The organism is Rhizobium sp. RM (assembly GCF_013390595.1).
In the GTDB taxonomy this organism is placed as follows: Bacteria; Pseudomonadota; Alphaproteobacteria; order Rhizobiales; family Rhizobiaceae; genus Agrobacterium.
Genome location: NZ_JACAWV010000026.1, coordinates 100956 through 118961, shown reverse-complemented (window position 1 = coordinate 118961; position 18006 = coordinate 100956). Strand labels below are relative to the sequence as shown.

The 18006-nt window shown below is 57.2% G+C and carries 14 protein-coding genes; 3 read left to right on the top strand and 11 right to left on the bottom strand.

Translation table 11 applies throughout. The features are described 5' to 3' along the window. Window positions 1-6 precede the first annotated feature (6 nt). From HWX89_RS26150 to HWX89_RS26140, 3 genes are all read right to left on the bottom strand, one after another. The gene (locus HWX89_RS26150; RefSeq protein WP_138791663.1) at window positions 7-780 is read right to left on the bottom strand and encodes a transporter substrate-binding domain-containing protein; all 774 of its coding nucleotides are present in this window, start codon (window positions 778-780) and stop codon (window positions 7-9) included. A 22-nt stretch (window positions 781-802) separates the two neighbouring features. Continuing rightward, window positions 803-1582, bottom strand: a complete 780-nt coding sequence (locus tag HWX89_RS26145) for an ABC transporter ATP-binding protein (RefSeq protein WP_138791662.1) — start codon at window positions 1580-1582, stop codon at window positions 803-805. Between the two features lie 237 nt (window positions 1583-1819). Continuing rightward, the gene (locus HWX89_RS26140) at window positions 1820-2122 is read right to left on the bottom strand and encodes a BA14K family protein (RefSeq protein WP_138791661.1); all 303 of its coding nucleotides are present in this window, start codon (window positions 2120-2122) and stop codon (window positions 1820-1822) included. Between the two features lie 412 nt (window positions 2123-2534). On the opposite strand from HWX89_RS26140, the gene HWX89_RS26135 reads away from it, so the two are divergent. Next, on the top strand, window positions 2535-3302 hold the full coding sequence (locus HWX89_RS26135) for a siderophore-interacting protein (protein ID WP_138791660.1): 768 nt from the start codon (window positions 2535-2537) through the stop codon (window positions 3300-3302). 91 nt (window positions 3303-3393) lie between these two features. Here the strand turns inward: HWX89_RS26135 and HWX89_RS26130 are convergent, their stop codons facing one another. From HWX89_RS26130 to HWX89_RS26100, 7 genes are all read right to left on the bottom strand, one after another. Then, window positions 3394-4158 (bottom strand): hypothetical protein, encoded by a 765-nt coding sequence (locus tag HWX89_RS26130; protein WP_138791659.1) that lies wholly within the window; start codon window positions 4156-4158, stop codon window positions 3394-3396. Next, window positions 4155-5189: a zinc-dependent alcohol dehydrogenase gene (locus tag HWX89_RS26125; RefSeq protein WP_138791658.1), complete on the bottom strand. Its 1035-nt coding sequence runs from the start codon at window positions 5187-5189 to the stop codon at window positions 4155-4157. The genes HWX89_RS26130 and HWX89_RS26125 overlap by 4 nt, the downstream gene beginning before the upstream one ends. A gap of 40 nt (window positions 5190-5229) precedes the next feature. Then, a complete protein-coding gene (locus HWX89_RS26120; RefSeq protein ID WP_138791657.1) occupies window positions 5230-6084 on the bottom strand; it encodes an ABC transporter permease in 855 nt (284 codons plus the stop codon). Further along, entirely contained in the window at window positions 6077-6844 is a 768-nt protein-coding gene (locus HWX89_RS26115) for an ABC transporter ATP-binding protein (RefSeq protein ID WP_138791656.1), read from the bottom strand. Before HWX89_RS26115 ends, HWX89_RS26120 begins: the two co-directional genes overlap by 8 nt. 54 nt (window positions 6845-6898) lie before the next feature. Continuing rightward, on the bottom strand, window positions 6899-7921 hold the full coding sequence (locus HWX89_RS26110) for an ABC transporter substrate-binding protein (RefSeq protein WP_138791655.1): 1023 nt from the start codon (window positions 7919-7921) through the stop codon (window positions 6899-6901). Window positions 7922-8057: 136 nt separating this feature from the next. Then, window positions 8058-9014, bottom strand: coding sequence for a LysR family transcriptional regulator (locus HWX89_RS26105; RefSeq protein WP_138791654.1), 957 nt, complete (start codon window positions 9012-9014; stop codon window positions 8058-8060). After that, on the bottom strand, window positions 9004-9912 hold the full coding sequence (locus HWX89_RS26100) for an alpha/beta fold hydrolase (RefSeq protein WP_138791653.1): 909 nt from the start codon (window positions 9910-9912) through the stop codon (window positions 9004-9006). Before HWX89_RS26100 ends, HWX89_RS26105 begins: the two co-directional genes overlap by 11 nt. Before the next feature lie 276 nt (window positions 9913-10188). Here HWX89_RS26100 and HWX89_RS26095 point away from each other — a divergent pair, with 276 nt between their 5' ends. Then, complete coding sequence (locus HWX89_RS26095) at window positions 10189-16152, top strand: beta strand repeat-containing protein (RefSeq protein WP_246705319.1); 5964 nt, start codon at window positions 10189-10191, stop codon at window positions 16150-16152. 403 nt (window positions 16153-16555) lie between these two features. After that, complete coding sequence (gene rnk, locus HWX89_RS26090) at window positions 16556-16957, top strand: nucleoside diphosphate kinase regulator (RefSeq protein ID WP_353505736.1); 402 nt, start codon at window positions 16556-16558, stop codon at window positions 16955-16957. A gap of 36 nt (window positions 16958-16993) precedes the next feature. On the opposite strand, the gene HWX89_RS26085 is transcribed toward rnk, so the two are convergent. Beyond that, window positions 16994-17899: a LysR family transcriptional regulator gene (locus HWX89_RS26085; RefSeq protein WP_138791651.1), complete on the bottom strand. Its 906-nt coding sequence runs from the start codon at window positions 17897-17899 to the stop codon at window positions 16994-16996. Window positions 17900-18006: the final 107 nt, after the last annotated feature.

Here is an 18006-nt window from a genome sequence, read left to right as displayed (position 1 = left end):
ACCGGATTACTTTGCGCCGTAGATATCGAAGCTGAAGTATTTCGCGGTAATCTCGTCATATTTGCCGCTGGCGCGGACAGCCGCGATCGCAGCATTCAACTTCTGCTTCAATTCCACATCGTCCTTACGCAGGCCGCCCGAAACGCCAAGTCCCAGAATTTCCGGATCATCAGCGACATTTCCCGCATCCGCGCAGCAATCCTTGCCGGCATCGCTCTTGATGAATGCATCCAACACAAGCGAGTCACCGAAAACGTAGTCGATGCGGCCGGCAGCCAGATCCTGGAACGCTTCATCAAGCGTCTGATAGGTCTTCTCGTCGGCGACATCCTTGAAATATTTCGCGTAGTAGGCGGACTGGACGGTCGCTACCTGAATGCCAATTGTCTTGCCCTTGACATCGTCTGCCGTTGCACCCGGCTTGCCATCCTTGGCACCGATCAACTTGCTTGGGGTATTGTAGTACTTGTCGGTGAAATCGATGACTTTCTGGCGTTCGGCCGTGTTGGACATCGAAGACCAGATGACGTCGAATTTTTTGCTTTCCAAGGCCGGAATGAGACCATCCCAGGAGAGTGCGACGATGGAGCATTTCTCCTTCATTTCGGCGCAGACAGCATCCATCAGATCGATTTCCCAGCCCTGCCACTTGCCGCTGGCATCCTGTGCGAAGAACGGTGGATAGCTCTCGTTCATGACGCCGAAGCGAACGTCGGCGCTGGCGGAAAATGCAGACAGCGCAAAAGCCGTACCGGCCAGCAATGAGGCAAGGAATTTCATTTCAATCTCCTGTTACGAAAAATCAGTTGGTGAGCGCGCCGGTAAACTCTCGTGCTCTGGCACTGGCGGGATTTCCGAAGACCTGTTCTGGTGGCCCCTCTTCCTCCACGCGCCCCTGATGCAAGAACATGACATGGCTGGAAACATCACGGGCAAATCGCATCTCGTGCGTAACCAGCAACATTGTGCGCCCTTCTTCTGCAAGCTCGCGGATCACCTTCAACACCTCGCCGACCAGTTCAGGATCAAGTGCCGAGGTCGGCTCATCAAAGAGCATCACCGCAGGCTCTACACAAAGCGCACGGGCAATGGCGGCACGTTGCTGCTGCCCGCCGGAGAGGAACGCCGGATAGGCATGCCGTTTTTCGTACAATCCAACTTTGTGCAGGAGGGCTTCAGCTTTCTCGATGGCTTCGGCACGTTTTACGCCCATGACATGCACCGGCGCTTCGATGATGTTTTCGAGGACCGTGCGGTGAGCCCATAAATTGAAGTTCTGGAACACCATGCCAAGCCCGGTGCGCAGACGTTCAACCTGCCGCCAGCTTTGCGGTGTGGTTTTGCCATCGCGACCACGCTTGAGCATAATCTCCTCGCCATTCACGATCACCCGCCCTTGATCGGGGATTTCGAGAAAGTTTATGCATCTGAGAAACGTGCTCTTGCCGGAACCGGAAGAGCCTATGATTGAGATCACATCGCCTTTGTGGGCACGCAGAGAAATACCCTTGAGAACCTCGTGGCTGCCAAAACTCTTGTGGATGTCATCCACAGCGAGGGCGCAAGGAACTTCAACGGTCATCAAACGGTCCTGACAAATCAATCGGCGGGAAGATGTACCAAGAAGTACATTTGCTGACGCGGAAATAACCGCTCTATTGCAGGACCGAAAGGAAAAATCGTTCCAGTTCGTCAAAAAGACAGAAAATTACCATTGATCGCAAAGCTCAACGGACGCTTGATGGGACACCAGCTTCATTTGGAATGCCATTTCAGTGCGCGTGGAGCGCTTGCGATGGGAGGCTATTGTGAGCGCAAATCAATAAGGTGATTTGCACTCAAAGCGCACGCCGCTCTTATCTGCGTAGGTGTTGTCACTGGCATGGTATGACATGAAACGCGATGCGCACCATTTCACGTGCTGGATTTCTTCAGGTGACAGAAGCAGGCCATCAGCCTGACCAGCACCGCTATTGTCTGTCGCAAAGGACGCGACACCACTTGGTCGCAGATCACTGTTGCGTTGCTCGGGCATCTGGAACGCGTGAGCAACGCCAATCGAGGCGGCCAGAATTGTCCCGGTGATGGCCAGTGTTGCGATCGATTTCTGCAGCTTAAACATTGCTTCGTCCAATCGTTTGTTCGCTGAAAGAACGTATTCGCCCGGGAATACGTTCCATTTTCCAGAAATCCTGCATCATCCGGCTGCGCTATATTCGGGATATGGACAGGGCGCGACAAAGCTGACTGCGGGGAATGTCTGGCGAACAGGACGGCATATGTCACGACATGGAAAGGCCCTGAACTGCGGATCGCGGTTCGTGTGTTCGAGCGGATGTGTCGAGGATTGTGGTCGCTTTCGCGCATACTTGCGAGACGGTCGCGCTTGGTTTAATGAAGGCTCTCACTGTCCAGCATCGAGTTGGACACGTAAGCGTTAACGTCACTCAACGCGTATGATCGAACGGCTTTGCGGCTTCGATCTGCGCGACTGTGTCCTGCGGATCGAGCTCGATAAGCCTCTGTAGGACAAGATGTATAACAATAACACCCAACCTGTTTCAGCCCCAAGCATCGAGCGGGTCCGCCACGAGCTGCGTCGCCGGCTCCTTACCGTTGAAACCGTCGTCGACATCACCCCGGGAATGCGTCGTATCGTTCTTCGCGGAGACGACCTTTCCGATTTCACAAGCCTTGCACCTGACGATCACATCAAGGTCTTCGTCTCCGGACCAGATGGCGCCGACGAGAAGCGTGATTACACCCCTCGACGATATGATGTTGCCGCCCGCAGCCTGACGATCGATTTCGCACTGCATGAGGCCGGCCCGGCAACGCAATGGGCGATCGACGCCATTCCCGGCGCCGCGCTTGAAATTGGTGGGCCACGCGGCTCTGCCGTATTCTCCGAGACGGTAAAACGCTGGCTCCTCGTCGGGGACGAAACGGCCCTTCCCGCAATTGGCCGCCGCATTGAAGAAAGCAGCTCCGAAACTGTCATCACCATGATTGGTGCGGTTGCGGGGCCACAGGAAGAGCAGTCTTTCACGAGCGACGCGCAAGTTGAGGCACATTGGGTCCATCGCCCCCTCTCCGAAGCCGATGATCCCGCACCTGTCATTGCCGCATTGAATGGGATCGAGATTGTGCCAGAGACGCTCGTTTGGGTCGCCGCCGAAGCCAAAGTCGTCCGTGCAGTCCGTGCCTACCTGACTGATGAGCGAGCCTACCCTCTGACCTGGATCAAGGCCTCAGGTTACTGGACGAAGGGCAAGGCCGACACGACCGAAAAGTTCGCCTGAGCCCTGAACAGAAGCAGCATTCACCCAACAAGGTGGGAAGCATCATGTCGGAGATCGCAATCAAATGCGATCTTCCGACCAGAATGGCCTTTCAGCCTTGGGCGGGTATTTGCAACTCCTCAGAAGATGGCGACCTGGAAAATTGCGATCGAAGTGTCTCCGACGCAGTCACGCTTTTCCTGTCTGACGCGAACTCACCACCCTGATAATTCACGAGCAGGCTGAAGAGACCGTCGCGAAGCGTGAGTTCTGGTTGAAGCAATCTCTGAGCTTTTTCGCTGACAAACCCGCGGGTGGCTGCGAGCGCCGATTTCGTTGTGCCTTCAACCATGACGATGACGTTCAAGGTGTCAGGGCCCGTGACGTCTGCCTGCTCGAACACCTCGTACGGTTGGTTCGGTTCGGCGATAACAATACGAAAACCGAGGATGCGCCCCGATCGCGTCAGTTCCTCCAGAACCTTCGCCAGCGTTTGCGAAGCCGCTGGCGCCTGCAGCCGTCCAACGGAATAAGCCTGTGCGATCAAGCCACCACCGACACCGTTACCGCCATAGGTAAAGCTGATGCCAGGGATGCGAAGTACATTGAGAAAATGCTGCCGCATCGAAAGTGACCAGTCCGTTGGCTGCCGGACGAGCTCGAGATAGGCAGGCTGTTCCAGCACCTCAAGATTATCGAGCGCATAGAGCGTGAAATAACGATTATCCGGTTTTGAGAAATCGGCATAACGACGCGCCCATAACATGCCTGGCGTTGTCAGGCGTTCGGGCACGTGCTCGAAGGTGTGCCAAACCTCATATTCCTCAGTTAGTGTTGCCGGATAATCGTTCCAGAGGGCTAGGAAAGCAGCGCTCATGAAGGCTCCCTGATCTGAAGCATGACCTTCGAGGCAAGACGCTGATGCGAGACGCTGAAGCCCTCAAGGGCTGAACCAAGTGAGAAGCGGTGCGATATCAGCTTTCGCATGACATCCTGATGGTCATTCAAAAATGCAATCGTGGCATCCCAATCTTGCTGACTGGCGCGATAAGAACCACGGATCTGCTGATGCATCCTTACAAGCTGTGTGAGGTTGATTTCGGCTGGTCGAGGATGGATACCGACAACCGTGAAGATTCCGCGCTTTTTGAGAAAGGGCAGCGTGGCATTGACCAGTGCAGGCACACCGGCCGCCTCGATGATCGCGTCAAAGGGCTGATATTCCGAAAGCGCGCGGTCAAGAGGCGTTTCTTTTCCGTCAATCAGAAAATCGAAACCGAGGCTACGCAGAAGCTCGAGCCTTGGGCGATCGTCCCGCCCTGCAATCACGACCTTTGCACCTCGGCTGCGTGCCAGAATAGCGATACCTTGGCCGATAAAGCCCGGGCCAAGCACAAGAATGGTCTGGCCCTCACGTACCTCTGCAGTATTCACGGCCTCCAGGCAAACCGTCATCGGCTCTGTCAGTGCCGCGATCTCCATGTCGAGACTGTCGGGCAAAAAATGGCAATTCCTGGCCGGTGCACAGACGAAGCTGGTGAACGCTCCGCTACGGCCAATCCCGATCCCTTTGCGGTTGCTGCAATCGTCGTCGTGGCCGGCAAGGCAAGCAGCACAATGGCCGCAGGTGGTAGACGGTCGAACAGTGACACGTTGGCCAATCAGGCCGCGAGCCACATTCGCGCCGACCTCGTTGATAAAGCCGGAAAACTCATGACCGAGCGTCACGGGCATGGCGCTCTGCATGCTTTCATAACCGGGCGTCCATTCGGCAATATGCAGATCCGTACCGCAAATCCCGGCAGTTTCCACCCTGATCAACACCTCACCTTCTGGAGGTACCGATGGGATCTCAACATCGCGAAACTCCAGACCCGCTTCAGGACGAACCTTCTGCAATGCCAGCATTGTCATGTCTCCAGCGTTATTTGGGTAAGAGTGCGCGGCATTAGCCGCGCCATCCAAGAAAGCGCCGTTCGATCAGTCCGATCACATAGCTCACGATAAGCCCCATCACCGACAGAATGGTCACGCCTGCAAAGAGCTTTTCCAGGTCGTAGAGCGAACCGGCTTCGAGAATGTAAGAACCCACACCGTATTGGGCACCGAGCATTTCCGCCGCAACGAGGAGGATAATGGCAATCGAGATCGAGACCCGCAAACCTGAGAGGATCGCGGGAAATGCACCGGGCAATACGATCTTTCGGACAATTGACCACCACGACAAACCAAAGCTTTGCCCCATGCGGATCAACGAACGATCGACATTGTCGACCGCGCCGTAGGTTGCAACAACGGTCGGCGTAAAGGTCCCGAAGGCGATCAGCATGTATTTCGACATTTCATCAATGCCGAACCAGATGACGAAAAGCGGCAAAAGGGCAATTTTCGGGATTGGAAAGAGCGCAGCAACCAAGGGCACGAGGCCGGCGCGAACGTGACTGAACAGGCCGATCATGACGCCAACCATGACGCCGAAGGAAATCCCAAGGCAAGCACCAACAAACAGGCGCTGCAGCGAAGGCAGCAGGTGCTTCCACAAAAGCCCTGTATTCCAGAGCTGGATGAATGTGTCCACAACGGCGGACGGCCGCGGCAATGTCAGGCTTGAAATGATCCCCGTCCTTGTGCCGATTTCGGCAAGGGCAATAAGGACGACAAAAACAAGGATCGCGATGCCGCGGACCGGTGTTGGTGCAAAACCGCCGCCGCGGAACTGAACGGCACGCACCTCCTTCTCCGAAGGATTGGCGATCTTATCCTGGATCGGAATTGAATTCGAGATTGAGGCTACATCAGACATTGACCAACTCCTTGTCGGCGGCCATCGCTTCTTCGCGCATGAGCGCCCAAAGTTGCTTCTGCTTTTCTTCAAGCAACGGATCGCCGAGCTGTCGTTCACTCAGCGGAATGTCGATATCGACGATCTCACGAATGCGGCCGGGACGACGTGATAGAACAACGACACGGTGCCCGAGGCGCACGGCCTCATTGAGGTTGTGCGTCACATAGACAGAGGTGAAGGGTTGCCGCGTCCAGAGCGACACGAGATCGTCCATCAGGAGTTCACGCGTCTGGCTGTCAAGCGCTGACAAGGGCTCGTCCATCAGCATCACCGCTGGACGCACGGCAAGCGCCCGGCTGATGGCAACGCGCTGGCGCATGCCGCCGGATAGTTGCTTGGGGAGTGCCTTTCGAAACTCGGAAAGGCGTGTCCGCTCCAGCACATTGGTGACGATATCATTCATTTCGCCGCTGCTGAGGCCATGGTCTTCCAGCACCAGCTTGATGTTGCCTTCAACGGTCCGCCAGGGCAGCAAGGCGAAATGCTGAAAAACATAGGTCAGCGGGTTTAGCGAGCCTGCCGGAGGCTTGCCGACCTGCAGGACCTGGCCGGAGGTCGGCCGCTCCAGTCCGCCAAGGAAGCGAAGGAGCGTCGATTTCCCACAGCCCGACGGACCGATAAGACAGATGATCTGGCCTTGCGGGATATCGAGAGAAATGTCCTTCAGGACCTCGACGGCACCGTAATAATGGCTGATGTTTTCGATTTTCAGGTCCATGAGAGCCCTCCGGAGGGAGGCCTCTTCAGCCTCCGTACGATGATTGGCGATCGATCAGATCGTCTTGACGTAGGACGTATCGAACAGTTGTTCGTTCGTGACGGCATCCTTGACCATGCCTTCCGCCTTCATCCACGCAACCTGTTCGCTGCAGCTTTCGACTGAGAGCGCAAGATCCTTGTTGATGCGCATCGCACCATCAATCAGGTTGCGCCTTGCCTCTTCGAAGGGGCTATCGCTTTCGACATATTTATGAACGATGCGGGCCAGATCTTCGCGCACAGCATCATCGGTGGTCTTGTCGACAAAGGCTGCATTGTAATCGGCAATGGCACGGGAATAGGCCTTGACGAAGGCTTCCGTCACAGCACGCTCATCCGTGGCATTCTTGGTCGAGGTGAAGGCCGTGGTGACCTGGTAATTCGGTGCATAGTCGGAAACGAGACCGATCTGCTTGGCTGCACCATCGCGGATCAACTTCTTGGCAACGTTGGGCTGGATCGCCCAGGCATCGATCTGGCCTGTCGAGATCGCACCCACAATGGCGCCAAGCTTCTGCAGCGGGCGCAACTGGATGTCGGACATCGGGATGTTGTTGGCCTTGGCAATCTTGTAGGCCATGAAGTGGAACGACGAACCGGCCGTTGTGATCCCAAAAGTCTTGCCCGCAAGCTTGGATGCTTCCGTCAGGCCTGCGTCATAAGCCTTGTTGGATGCAAGAATGATCGCGCCAACTGTGCCCTTCTCTTCCGTCAGCGCACCACCGATGACCTTGATGGCCCCCTTCTGTGCGAGGCTGACAAGACCGCCAGTAATGGATGTCACACCGAAATCCGCGTCGCCGGACGCGATGGCAACCGACATCGGCTGAGCCGCTTCGAAGAACTTGAGCTCGATATCGAGGCCCGCTTCCTTGAAGTATCCTCGCTCAAAGGCAATAAAGCTCGGCGCATGGCTGGCGAGATGAAGGACGGCTAGGTTGCGCGTGCTGGCGCGGGCGGGTAGTCCAAACGCTGCGGTCGCGCATGTTGCGCCCATGCCGATTAGCGCCTGACGGCGCGTCAAAGAAAAATTCATCTGGTTGTCTCCAATCCTCAACGCCTCCTCCGGCGTCACAGGACCTGTTTGCCATCCACGTGGCAGGAAGACAACGAACAATAGTTATGCTTCTCATGCCCTGAAGGCATGACGCGACCCACAAGCGGTATGGCGATCAGGCGAGCTTGGAGAGGCTGGCCAGCTTACTGGTGAGAATCTCGACGAGTTTTCTGAGGTTTGCTGAGTGTGGACGCTGCCGGTTCCAGAAAACAGAAACCTCGAAGCGGGGCGCATGCTCGATCGGCAGGATCACAAGGTTGTGGCCGATCGGCCCAAGCGTTGTGAGATAATCAACCAGAACAATCCCCATTTCCTCGTTTGCAAGCGCCAGAGCCGTATCGGAAAACCGTGCGACAGCTCTGATCTGCACATTGACCCGTGCGCGCGACAGGAAGCGGTCCACCACCGTTTGGTGCGCACCGCCCGGTTCGAAGGAGATGAAGTCGGCGCCCTCGAGGTCACTGGCCCGGATAATATCGCGTGAGGCAAGCGGATGGCTCCTCGGGACGGCCGCAACGAGATCGACTTGCCCCACCTGCTCCATCATCACCAGCGGATGATTGGGTGCAGTGATGGTAACGACGCCTTCACCGCGACCGCTCAGAAGATAGTCTTCAATTTGATTGACCGAGAGAACGTCGAAAAAGAGCTCGATTCCCTTTACCTCGATCGACAGTTGCCTGAGGGCTTGCGGCACGAGTGCCCTGGCAACACTCGCGGTCGAGCCGACCCGAAAAACAGCGGTTTCACCGCGGGCAATACGCCCGATCTGCGCGCCAATCCCGGAAATCTGACGGATCAGCGGATCGATTTCGGCGTAGATTTCGAGAGCCTCCGACGTAGGGACAAGGCGGTTGCGATCCCTGGCAAAAAGCGCAATGCCCAACAGGTCCTCGATCCGGCGGATGGTGCGGCTGAGAGACGGTTGCGACACCGCCAGCACCTTCGACGCCGCGGTTATCGAACGGGTTTGCATGACCGTATGAAAAATCTCGATCTGCCTGAGGCTAAGGAGTGAATCGGCCCCCTTCTTGGTAGCGTCCGTGTCGAGAGGATCCAGATCACCTGCCATTGGATACTCGCTCGAGGAATGGAACAAGCATGTCGAGGATGGCGCCGGAAGCCGTCTCGGGCAGCATGTGGCCACCTTCGAGACCCCGACCTGAGACGTCTTTCGCCCAGTCCGCCCAGATATCCAGCGGCTCGCGCCCACCGCCGTAACGGCGACCGGCCTCCCAAAAGACCAGAACAGGCACATCTATCCTTCGCCCGTTGGAGCGGTCAGCCAGATCGTCTGCCTCATCCACCGTGGCGCCGGCCCGGTAGTCGTTGCAGATCGCATGGCGCACGGCTGCATCATCAAAAGCGATACGATAGTCCTCGATCGCCAACGGGTGCAGACGATCAAGCCCATGCGCCATCTTATCCAGACTGTTGTCGATGAACATGCGCGGATTGGCAGACAGCAGCGTTTCCGGCAGTGGCTCGGGCTGAGCCAGCGCAAACCAGTGCCATGCGCCCATGCCAAACGCCTTGCTTGCACCTTCCCACATCTCCGGCGTCGGCACGACGGTGACCGAGACGTATGCCGATACGGCTTGCGGATAATCAAGCGCCATTCGGTAACCGACGCGCGCACCGCGGTCATGGCCGATCAACACATACTGGCTGTGGCCTAATGCCCCCATCATGGCGTGCAGTTGCTCGCCCATCCAGCGCTTTGTACCGCTTCTTTCCGATTTGCCAAGAACACGGCTTCGACCATAACCAGGCAGATCAGGGATCACGACGGTGTATGACGCGGCCAGAAGCGGCGCAATCCGGTGCCACGCCGTACGTGTTTCAGGGTAGCCATGCAGCAGAAGGACTGCCGGTCCCGAACCACTGGTCAGGATATCAAAGTCCGTCCCGGCAGTGACGACATGCTTTTCTTCAAATCCAGGAAATAGCGAGTTCGCCAAGCGCTCCATAAAGAATCTCCTCCCGATCCGTTTCGTACCGCGCCTTGGGCCGATTGCAAGCCGTCAATTTTCAATGAGCCGCACCAGCCGTCCAATCGCGACAGGCATGTCCTCGTTTGATTTCAACCTGAAATATCAAGTCTGAAGGGACGATCGGCGCCAGCAACTTCAGGTTCAGACAAGCCCTATCGCGTACCCAGAGTTAGCAAAATTGTGGTTTCAAGCGACAGATTCGTTTCCTGTCTTCGACAGGCGTCATTTGCCGACTTCAGGATTTTTTGAGACATGACATCGATTATTCCGTCCCTGAACGCCAATCAGATTAAATATCTTTCGACAGAGGCGATCGCAGCTTGGACGACAGAGGATGTCGCGTCACTTTCCAAAGCACAAATCAAAGTTCTTTCGTCAGCACAGGTCTCAGCGCTGGCGACTGAAAATGTCAAAGTTCTCAACTCGCAACAGTTGAGCGCGATTTCACAGAGCGCGGTTGTCGGTTTGACGCTCGATCAACTCAGCATCCTCGACAAATACGCCATTGAAAGCCTGACGTCCGTCCAGGTTTCCGCATTCACCACCACGCAGCTTCATGCTTTCACGACCGAACAGGCGGAAGCCTTGACGTCCGCTCAGGTGGGTGCGCTCAAGGCAACGCAGCTTGCCGCACTCAGCGCAGACGACATTGCGACGTTTTCGACAGCCGACATCGCGGCGATCGCCGGTAAAGCAATTTTAGGGCTTAGTACCGAGGCAATCGCGGCGCTCACCACCGATCAAATCGCCGCCTTGAGCACCAGTGCCATTGCAAGCCTGACCAGTGGCCAGATCGCGGTTTTGAGCACGGACCAGATCGAGGCGCTGAAACCGGCGCAGGTCAAGGCGTTCAACTCGATGCAACTCTCCCTCCTGAGCGCTGAAGGGATCGCAACTTTTTCGACTGACGACATCGCTGCGATTTCGAGCAAAGCCATGCTTGGGTTGAGTACCGAAGTGGTTGCCTCCCTCACGACAGACCAGGTCAGCGCATTGACGGGCGCACAGATTGCCGCTCTGAAAACGTCACAGGTCGCCGCATTGACCACAGAGCAGGTCGAAGCCTTAACGTCGACACAGGTGAAGTCGCTGACCTCGGCACAACTTTCGACCTTGAGTGCAGAGGCGATTGCAACATTTTCGACGGCCGATATCGCCGCGATCTCGGCCAAGGCGATGGCAGGCTTGGGCACCGGTGCGATTGCCAACCTCACGACAGAGCAGGTCACCGTCCTGACCGCCGCCCAACTCTCCAGCTTCAAGGCATCGCAACTCCAGGCCTTGAATGCCGATCTCGTCGGGTCCCTCTCGACCGCACAAATCGTCGCTCTGAGTGCTTCGGCAATCACGGGCCTGACGACGCTCCAGATTGAAGCCTTGACCACGAGCCAGGTGGAAGCCCTTTCGCCGGCTCAGGTAAAGTCGCTCAGCGCGACGCAGCTTGCTGCGATGAGCGCCGATGACATCGCCACCTTCTCACTAGCAGATATCGCAGCCATCTCGGGGAGCGCCGTGTCCGGTTTGAACACGGAAGCGATCACCGAACTCTCGCCGGACAAGATCGCCGTGCTCAGCGCCAGCGCCATAGCCGCGTTGACGACCAGCCAGATTGCTTCCTTGAGCTCTGAGCAGGTTGAGGCTTTGAAGCCAACCCAGGTCAAGGTGTTGAGCTCGACCCAACTCTCCGCGTTGAGCGCCGCGGCGATCGCGACCTTCTCGACTGCCGACATGGCGGCGATTTCGAGCAGAGCGATGCCAGGACTGACCACAGACGTGATTGCAGCGCTGACCACGGAGCAGGTCGCGGCACTCAATTCGAGCGTGATTGCAAGTTTTACATCCGATCAGATCGGAGCTCTCAGTCCGGAGCAGATTACCGCGTTGACGACCGCGCAGATTGCGGCGCTCAAGGCTACTCAGCTCACGAACCTGACAACAGGTCAGGCGGAAGCCCTATCTCCTGCACAGGTAAAATCACTAAACTCAACGCAACTTGCTGCCTTGAGTGCCGACAACATTTCAACCTTCTCCACCGCAGATATCGCAGCGATTGCGGCCAAGGCCATGCCGGGATTGGGCTCAGAAGCGATCGCCTCCCTGACGAAAGATCAGATTGCGGCATTAATGACCGTGCAGCTCGCCGCGCTCAAGGCAGCACAATTTCAGGCCCTGCAGGCTGATCAGATCGAGGCGCTGTCGACAGCTCAGGTCGCCGCACTCAGCACCGGTGCCGTTTCTAGCCTGACGGCCGAGCAGATAGAGGCGTTCAGCACCCAGCAGATCGAGGCCCTTTCGCCGACGCAGGTCAAGGCACTCGGCTCAACGCAACTTGCGGCGCTCAGCCCGGCGGATCTCGCGACGTTTTCGACTGCCGATGTTGCAGCGATTACCGCCAGGGCCATAGCGGGATTGAGCGCAGAAGCGATTGCAGCACTCACAACTGCCCAGATTGCCGCCATCAACACCAGTACGGTTACAGGATTGACCGCAGATCAGCTCGAGGCTCTGAACACCTCGCAGGTTGAAGCTCTTTCGCTGGCACAGGTTAAATCCTTGAGTTCAGCTCAGCTCGCAGCGTTTGGACCAGAGGATCTCGCAACGTTTTCGACTGCCGAGATCGCAGGCATTGGCAGTAAGGCGATTGCCGGATTGAGCATCGATGTCATTGCAGCACTTACGCAAGATCAGATCGCAGCTCTGAGCACCAGTGCCGTTTCTGGACTGACAGCAACCCAGATTGAATCTCTGAGCGGTAACCAAGTCAGCCTGCTCTCCAACCTGCAACTCAAGGCATTGAACGCCGCCCAGGTCGCGGCACTGGACGATGATATCGCAATGTTGTCGTCGAGCCAGATCGCCATGTTGAGCGCGTCTGGGGTCAAAGGCTTGACGGCTGATCAGATATCGGCGCTGAGCGCAGAACTGATCTCGGCTTTCACGACCGCACAAATTGCGGCACTCGGTTCTGCTCAGATCTCGGCGTTGGCTACCGACGATATTGCTTCGCTTTCTGCAAGCCAGATTGCTGCGTTGAGCACGGATGGGACGACGGGGCTGTCGACAAGCCAGATTGCGGTTCTCAGCACCGATCAGATTGCACGGCTTTCGACCAAACAGATTGCGACGTTGAATTCGGCGCAGGTTTCGGCCTTGAGCCCGGACGATATGATCGCTCTTTCAACGGCTCAGATTGCGGCCTTGAGTTCGTCGGGCATAACAGGGCTCACCACCCAGCAACTGGCATCGTTTACGACCAGTCAGGCAGAAGCCCTCACGAGTTTGCAGATCCGCAATCTCGGCTCCGCGCAGATTGCCGAGCTTGGGGCCGAAGGCGTAGCGCAATTCTCGACAAAGGATATTGCTGCTATCGGTGCAGACGCAATCGCGGGATTGTCGACGGACGCCCTTACCTCCCTGACGACAGCTCAGATCGCCGCCTTCAGTTCACAGAGCGTCGGCGCCCTAAGCACCGCGCAGATCGCCGCCTTGAGCACGGCGCAGGTCGAGGCCTTCACGAGCGTGCAGGTCAGCGCGCTAACCTCCAGGCAGATCACCGCCCTGGGCGTTGAAGGCATTGCAACCTTTACGACCAAGGACATTGCCGCAATCAGTTCAAGCGCGATCTCGGGGTTGTCGACAGAAATCCTGGTCCAGATGAGCGAATCGCAGATCACCGCTCTCAACTCGCTGAGCGTCAGCATGCTGAGTACGGCACAGATTACGGCGCTTGCATTCAATCAGGTCGAGGCGCTGACCAGCGCTCAGGTCGGTGCGTTGAACTCCAAACAGATTGCCGCGCTGAGCGCAGACGCAATCAGCATGTTCTCCACCAGGGATTTTGCCGCGATCGCCTCAAGCGCAATCACCGGCCTGTCGCCGCAGACCGTTGCATCGCTCACGACGGCGCAGATCGCTGCACTTTCGACAGCAGGGATAGGAGCACTCAGCACCGCTCAGGTTGCCGCGTTCACCACCGACCAGATCAAGGCTTTGACGACTTCTCAGATCGGTGCAGTCACCTCCAAACAGATTGCCGCATTGCGAGCCGCCGATGTTGCGTCGCTTTCGACATCACAGCTTGCCGCATTGAGCACGGCGGGCATAGCAGGCCTGAGCACGGATCAGATTGGCGCCCTTAGCACCGGGCAGGTCGAAGCCCTGACCAGTGCCCTGATCAGCGCCCTCAGCTCGAAACAGATCGGCGCTCTGAGTGCGGAGGGTATAAACACGTTCACCACAGCAGAGCTTGCAGCAATCGGTTCGAACGCGATTTCGGGCCTCTCAACGACAACGATTGCATCGTTGACGACAGCCCAGATCGCTGCATTGAGCGCCACATCTGTTTCAGGGCTTACTACGGTGCAGATCGAGGCCCTGAATACCGAACAGTTGAGCGCCCTGACAACCGCTCAGATTGGAGCTCTCACCTCAAAACAGATCGCAGCACTTGAAACCGCTGACATAGCCTCGCTTTCCGTCGATCAGATTGCCGCGCTTGCACCTTCCGGCATAGCCGGACTGACTTCAGATCAGATTGCAGTGCTCAAAACCGATCAGGTTGAGGCGTTGACCAGCACCCAGGTTGGCGCACTGAGTTCGAAGCAGATTGCTTCGCTGAGCGCAGAAGGTCTGGCTATGTTTTCGACTGCCGATCTTGCAGCAATCGGCTCGAATGCCATCTCTGGCCTGTCGGCGGCAACCGTTATGACGCTGACATCGGTCCAGATTAACGCGCTGAGTACGGCCGCAATCTCAGGCTTGACCACTGGCCAGCTCGCGGCACTGAACATCGATCAGCTCGATGCCTTGACGACGTCTCAAATCGGCGCTCTTGCCTCCAGACAGACCGCCGCCCTTACCGCGACCAGCGTCGCCTCCCTCTCGGCGGACAAGATCGCAGCCTTCAGCACCGCCGGAATAGTAGGCCTGACGACCGATCAGATCACCGCTTTAAGCGCCGCCCAGATCGAGGGCTTCACCAGTGCCCAGATCAGCGCGATGAGCGCAAAACAGATTGCCGCACTTGGTGCGGACGATCTCGATACCTTCACCACTGCGGAGTTGGGTGCCATCAGTTCATCCGCAGTTTCGGGCCTGTCGAGCGCAATGATTGCAGCGTTGACGACGACACAGGTAGCCGCTCTCTCAACAGCAGCGATAGCTGGTCTGACCACCGAGCAAATCACCGCAATGAGCACGGATCAGCTCAATGCCATGACGAATAGCCAGATCGGCGCCCTTTCCTCGAAACAGACCGCGGCGTTGAGCCCATCCGGCATCGCTTCGCTTTCGAGCGAAAAAATCGCTGCACTCGATGCCAAAGCTATAGCCGGGCTGAGCAGCGCCCAGGCAGGTGCAATGAGTGTCGAGCAGATCGAGGCCCTGTCCAGCCGGCAAATCGCATCGCTGAGTTCGGATGCGATCAAGGCACTATCGCCCGAAAAGCTGGAGACCTTCTCGCCCGAAGAACTCGCTGCTATCGGTGCAAGCGCAATAAAAGGGCTTCCGACCGACTTCATTGCCGCTCTTTCTTCTGCCGAGGTCGCCGCCTTGAGCACATCCGGCATTTCCGGGCTGACGAGCGATCAGGTTGGAGCTCTCAGCAAGGGCCAGATCGATATCCTTACGACGAGCCAGATCGCAGCATTGAGTTCTGGTGGGCTTCAGGGATTGACGACAGAGGACCTGACAACATTTTCGACGGAGAAGCTGGCGGCAATCAGCTCGACTGCGATCAGGGGACTGTCAACGGCCATTGTCGCGGCCCTGACGACCGGTGAGATTGCCGCCCTGTCGACAAACCAAGTTGCTGCTCTCAGCTACAGTCAGGTCGCAGCAATGGGTCCTGCTCAAATCGGGGCACTGTCGATATCGCAGGTCGGCGCCCTCACCTTAACGCAGGCGGCGGCACTCGCGGGCGATGATCTGGCAGCGTTCTCGGCAGAACAACTCATCAGCCTGACTTCAAGCGCGATCACCGGATTGAGGACCGGCACGCTTGCGGCCCTGACTGCCTCGCAGGCGACAGCCTTCACACCGGGCCAGATCGCCGCCATGACGTCTGCACAGGTTGCTGCATTGAAGAATGAAGCGGAGGCAGGCAGCGCCACTCAGGATGCCGCTCCGTCCAACTCCGCCACGCAATCTGAGACGGAAGCAGAGGCACAGGAACCATCTGACGTCACTGCGGCGATTTCGTCTTATCAGGACGTTTGACGCCGGCCTCGTGAGCAGAGCATCGGAACTCTGCTCACATTTCCTTCGGAAGGCTGAGATACCTTTGCAGCTTCAGCCCAAAGCTAGCCAGCGTGTTTCTATCTCGGAAACAATCAGCCGACCGCCTAACTTCTTTTGTCCCACGCTACGGCCATCTGGGTTGACTGAAAGAGGTGAGAGAGCCATGTTCAGCTCATGCTGATCATGTGTCTCGATACCGTTTTGAAGCGGGTTTTTGTCATCGCGGGAATCTGACCCCCGGCCCGGTCGTGTCGCGCCCGGTCGAGGGGCGCAAGTGTTGGCTTTACCGTCCGCCAACAATCAAGGCGACAGCGATCCTGAAATTTCCTGAAATCATCACGTGGCGCAGTGACTGCAGCCGCGAATATTCAAGAGTATTGACGTGGCACACAAGAGCAAGCCTTCCATCACCATCGCCCGTTCGGAATACGAACGCCTCACAAGGCTCGCCGACAGTCAGGCATTGCAAAACCCTGAGGTCTCGGATGCGCTCCTGACCGAACTGGAACGCGCCCGCATTGTCGACGATCTGGAACTGCCAGAGGGGGTTGTCAGAATGGGATCGTCTCTCCGTTATACCAGCGATCTTGGTGAAGACCGCCAGGTTACGCTCGTCTATCCCGGTGAGGCCGATATTGCCGAAGGAAAAATCTCGATCATGACACCGATTGGCGCCGCATTGATTGGCTTGTCGTCCGGACAGTCGATCGACTGGACCGCGCGAGACAACCGCATACACAGGCTGACAGTCGAGACGGTGAAGGCGCCCATTCAGATAAAGTGATCTGAGCGAACCAGAAGCAAAAAGGGTGATATTCGCCTAGTTCACCCTTGCTCTTTCGGCCAGGAAGTCCAACAGTGCACGGACGCGAGACGGTACCGGGCCGCCCTGGCCGATATAGACAGCATGGAATTCCTCCTCCTGTCCCGGGTCGAGATGGTCAAGCAGTGCCACGAGCCGGCCAGCGGCAATGTCCTTTCTCACCGTGAAGGCTGCAAGTCGGGCGATGCCGACGCCTGCAAGGCAAAGATGGCGCATGCCTTCACCGTCACTGACCTGAACCCGACCGGTGACCGGAATGTTGACCGTTTTGACGCCGTCGTGAAGCAGCCATCCTTCAACGGATCTTGTATATCCGAAGCCGAGGCGATTATGCGCCTCGAGGTCTTCAATCGCCCGGGGTTCACCATACCGTTCCAGGTACGAGGGCGCGGCTACGATCATGAGCGGCGTTTGGCCAAGCTTGCGTGCCAACAGGCTGGAACTTTTCAAGGGCCCGGCCCGGATCGCAACATCTGTCCTGTCCGTCACGAGATCAACAACGGTATCGGTCTGCATGAAATCGACCGTCACGCCAGCGTGACGCGCAAGAAATTCCGGCAAGACCGGTGCGAGGATGTGATTGAAATAGGAGGCACTCGTGTTCACGCGAACACGCCCCACCGCCTGCTCACCGAGGCCTGCCGTGCGCTCCGCGTCCTCGAGGTCGGCAAGCAGGCGGGTTGCGCGTTCATAAAAAACGCAGCCCTCTGCCGTGAGCTTCAACTGCCGTGTTGATCGGTTAAGCAGCCTTGCGCCGAGGCGCGACTCCAGTCGGGCTATGAGTTTGCTGACCGCTGACGGTGTGAGATGCGCCGCCCTGGCCGCCTGTGAGAAGCCACCGAGTTCGACTACCCGCACAAAGACCTCCATCTCACCAAACCGGTTTACCTCAGGTCTCGCCATGATGAATCTATCTCACAAGTGATGTTATTTAACTCAGTCTATTTCAATGACGTTCCGTCGCCTATCTTAATTTCACGGTCACGCAAGCCGAAGATCTGGCCGCAGGG

Coding starts and splice junctions, on each gene's coding strand:
- HWX89_RS26100 (WP_138791653.1), bottom strand. CDS start 9,912: ATGGAGCGCTTGGCGAACTCGCTATTTCCTGGATTTGAAGAAAAGCAT.
- HWX89_RS26125 (WP_138791658.1), bottom strand. CDS start 5,189: ATGCTGGCATTGCAGAAGGTTCGTCCTGAAGCGGGTCTGGAGTTTCGC.
- HWX89_RS26140 (WP_138791661.1), bottom strand. CDS start 2,122: ATGTTTAAGCTGCAGAAATCGATCGCAACACTGGCCATCACCGGGACA.
- HWX89_RS26130 (WP_138791659.1), bottom strand. CDS start 4,158: ATGAGCGCTGCTTTCCTAGCCCTCTGGAACGATTATCCGGCAACACTA.
- HWX89_RS26105 (WP_138791654.1), bottom strand. CDS start 9,014: ATGGCAGGTGATCTGGATCCTCTCGACACGGACGCTACCAAGAAGGGG.
- HWX89_RS26145 (WP_138791662.1), bottom strand. CDS start 1,582: ATGACCGTTGAAGTTCCTTGCGCCCTCGCTGTGGATGACATCCACAAG.
- HWX89_RS26115 (WP_138791656.1), bottom strand. CDS start 6,844: ATGGACCTGAAAATCGAAAACATCAGCCATTATTACGGTGCCGTCGAG.
- HWX89_RS26150 (WP_138791663.1), bottom strand. CDS start 780: ATGAAATTCCTTGCCTCATTGCTGGCCGGTACGGCTTTTGCGCTGTCT.
- HWX89_RS26120 (WP_138791657.1), bottom strand. CDS start 6,084: ATGTCTGATGTAGCCTCAATCTCGAATTCAATTCCGATCCAGGATAAG.
- HWX89_RS26085 (WP_138791651.1), bottom strand. CDS start 17,899: ATGGCGAGACCTGAGGTAAACCGGTTTGGTGAGATGGAGGTCTTTGTG.
- HWX89_RS26095 (WP_246705319.1), top strand. CDS start 10,189: ATGACATCGATTATTCCGTCCCTGAACGCCAATCAGATTAAATATCTT.
- HWX89_RS26135 (WP_138791660.1), top strand. CDS start 2,535: ATGTATAACAATAACACCCAACCTGTTTCAGCCCCAAGCATCGAGCGG.
- HWX89_RS26110 (WP_138791655.1), bottom strand. CDS start 7,921: ATGAATTTTTCTTTGACGCGCCGTCAGGCGCTAATCGGCATGGGCGCA.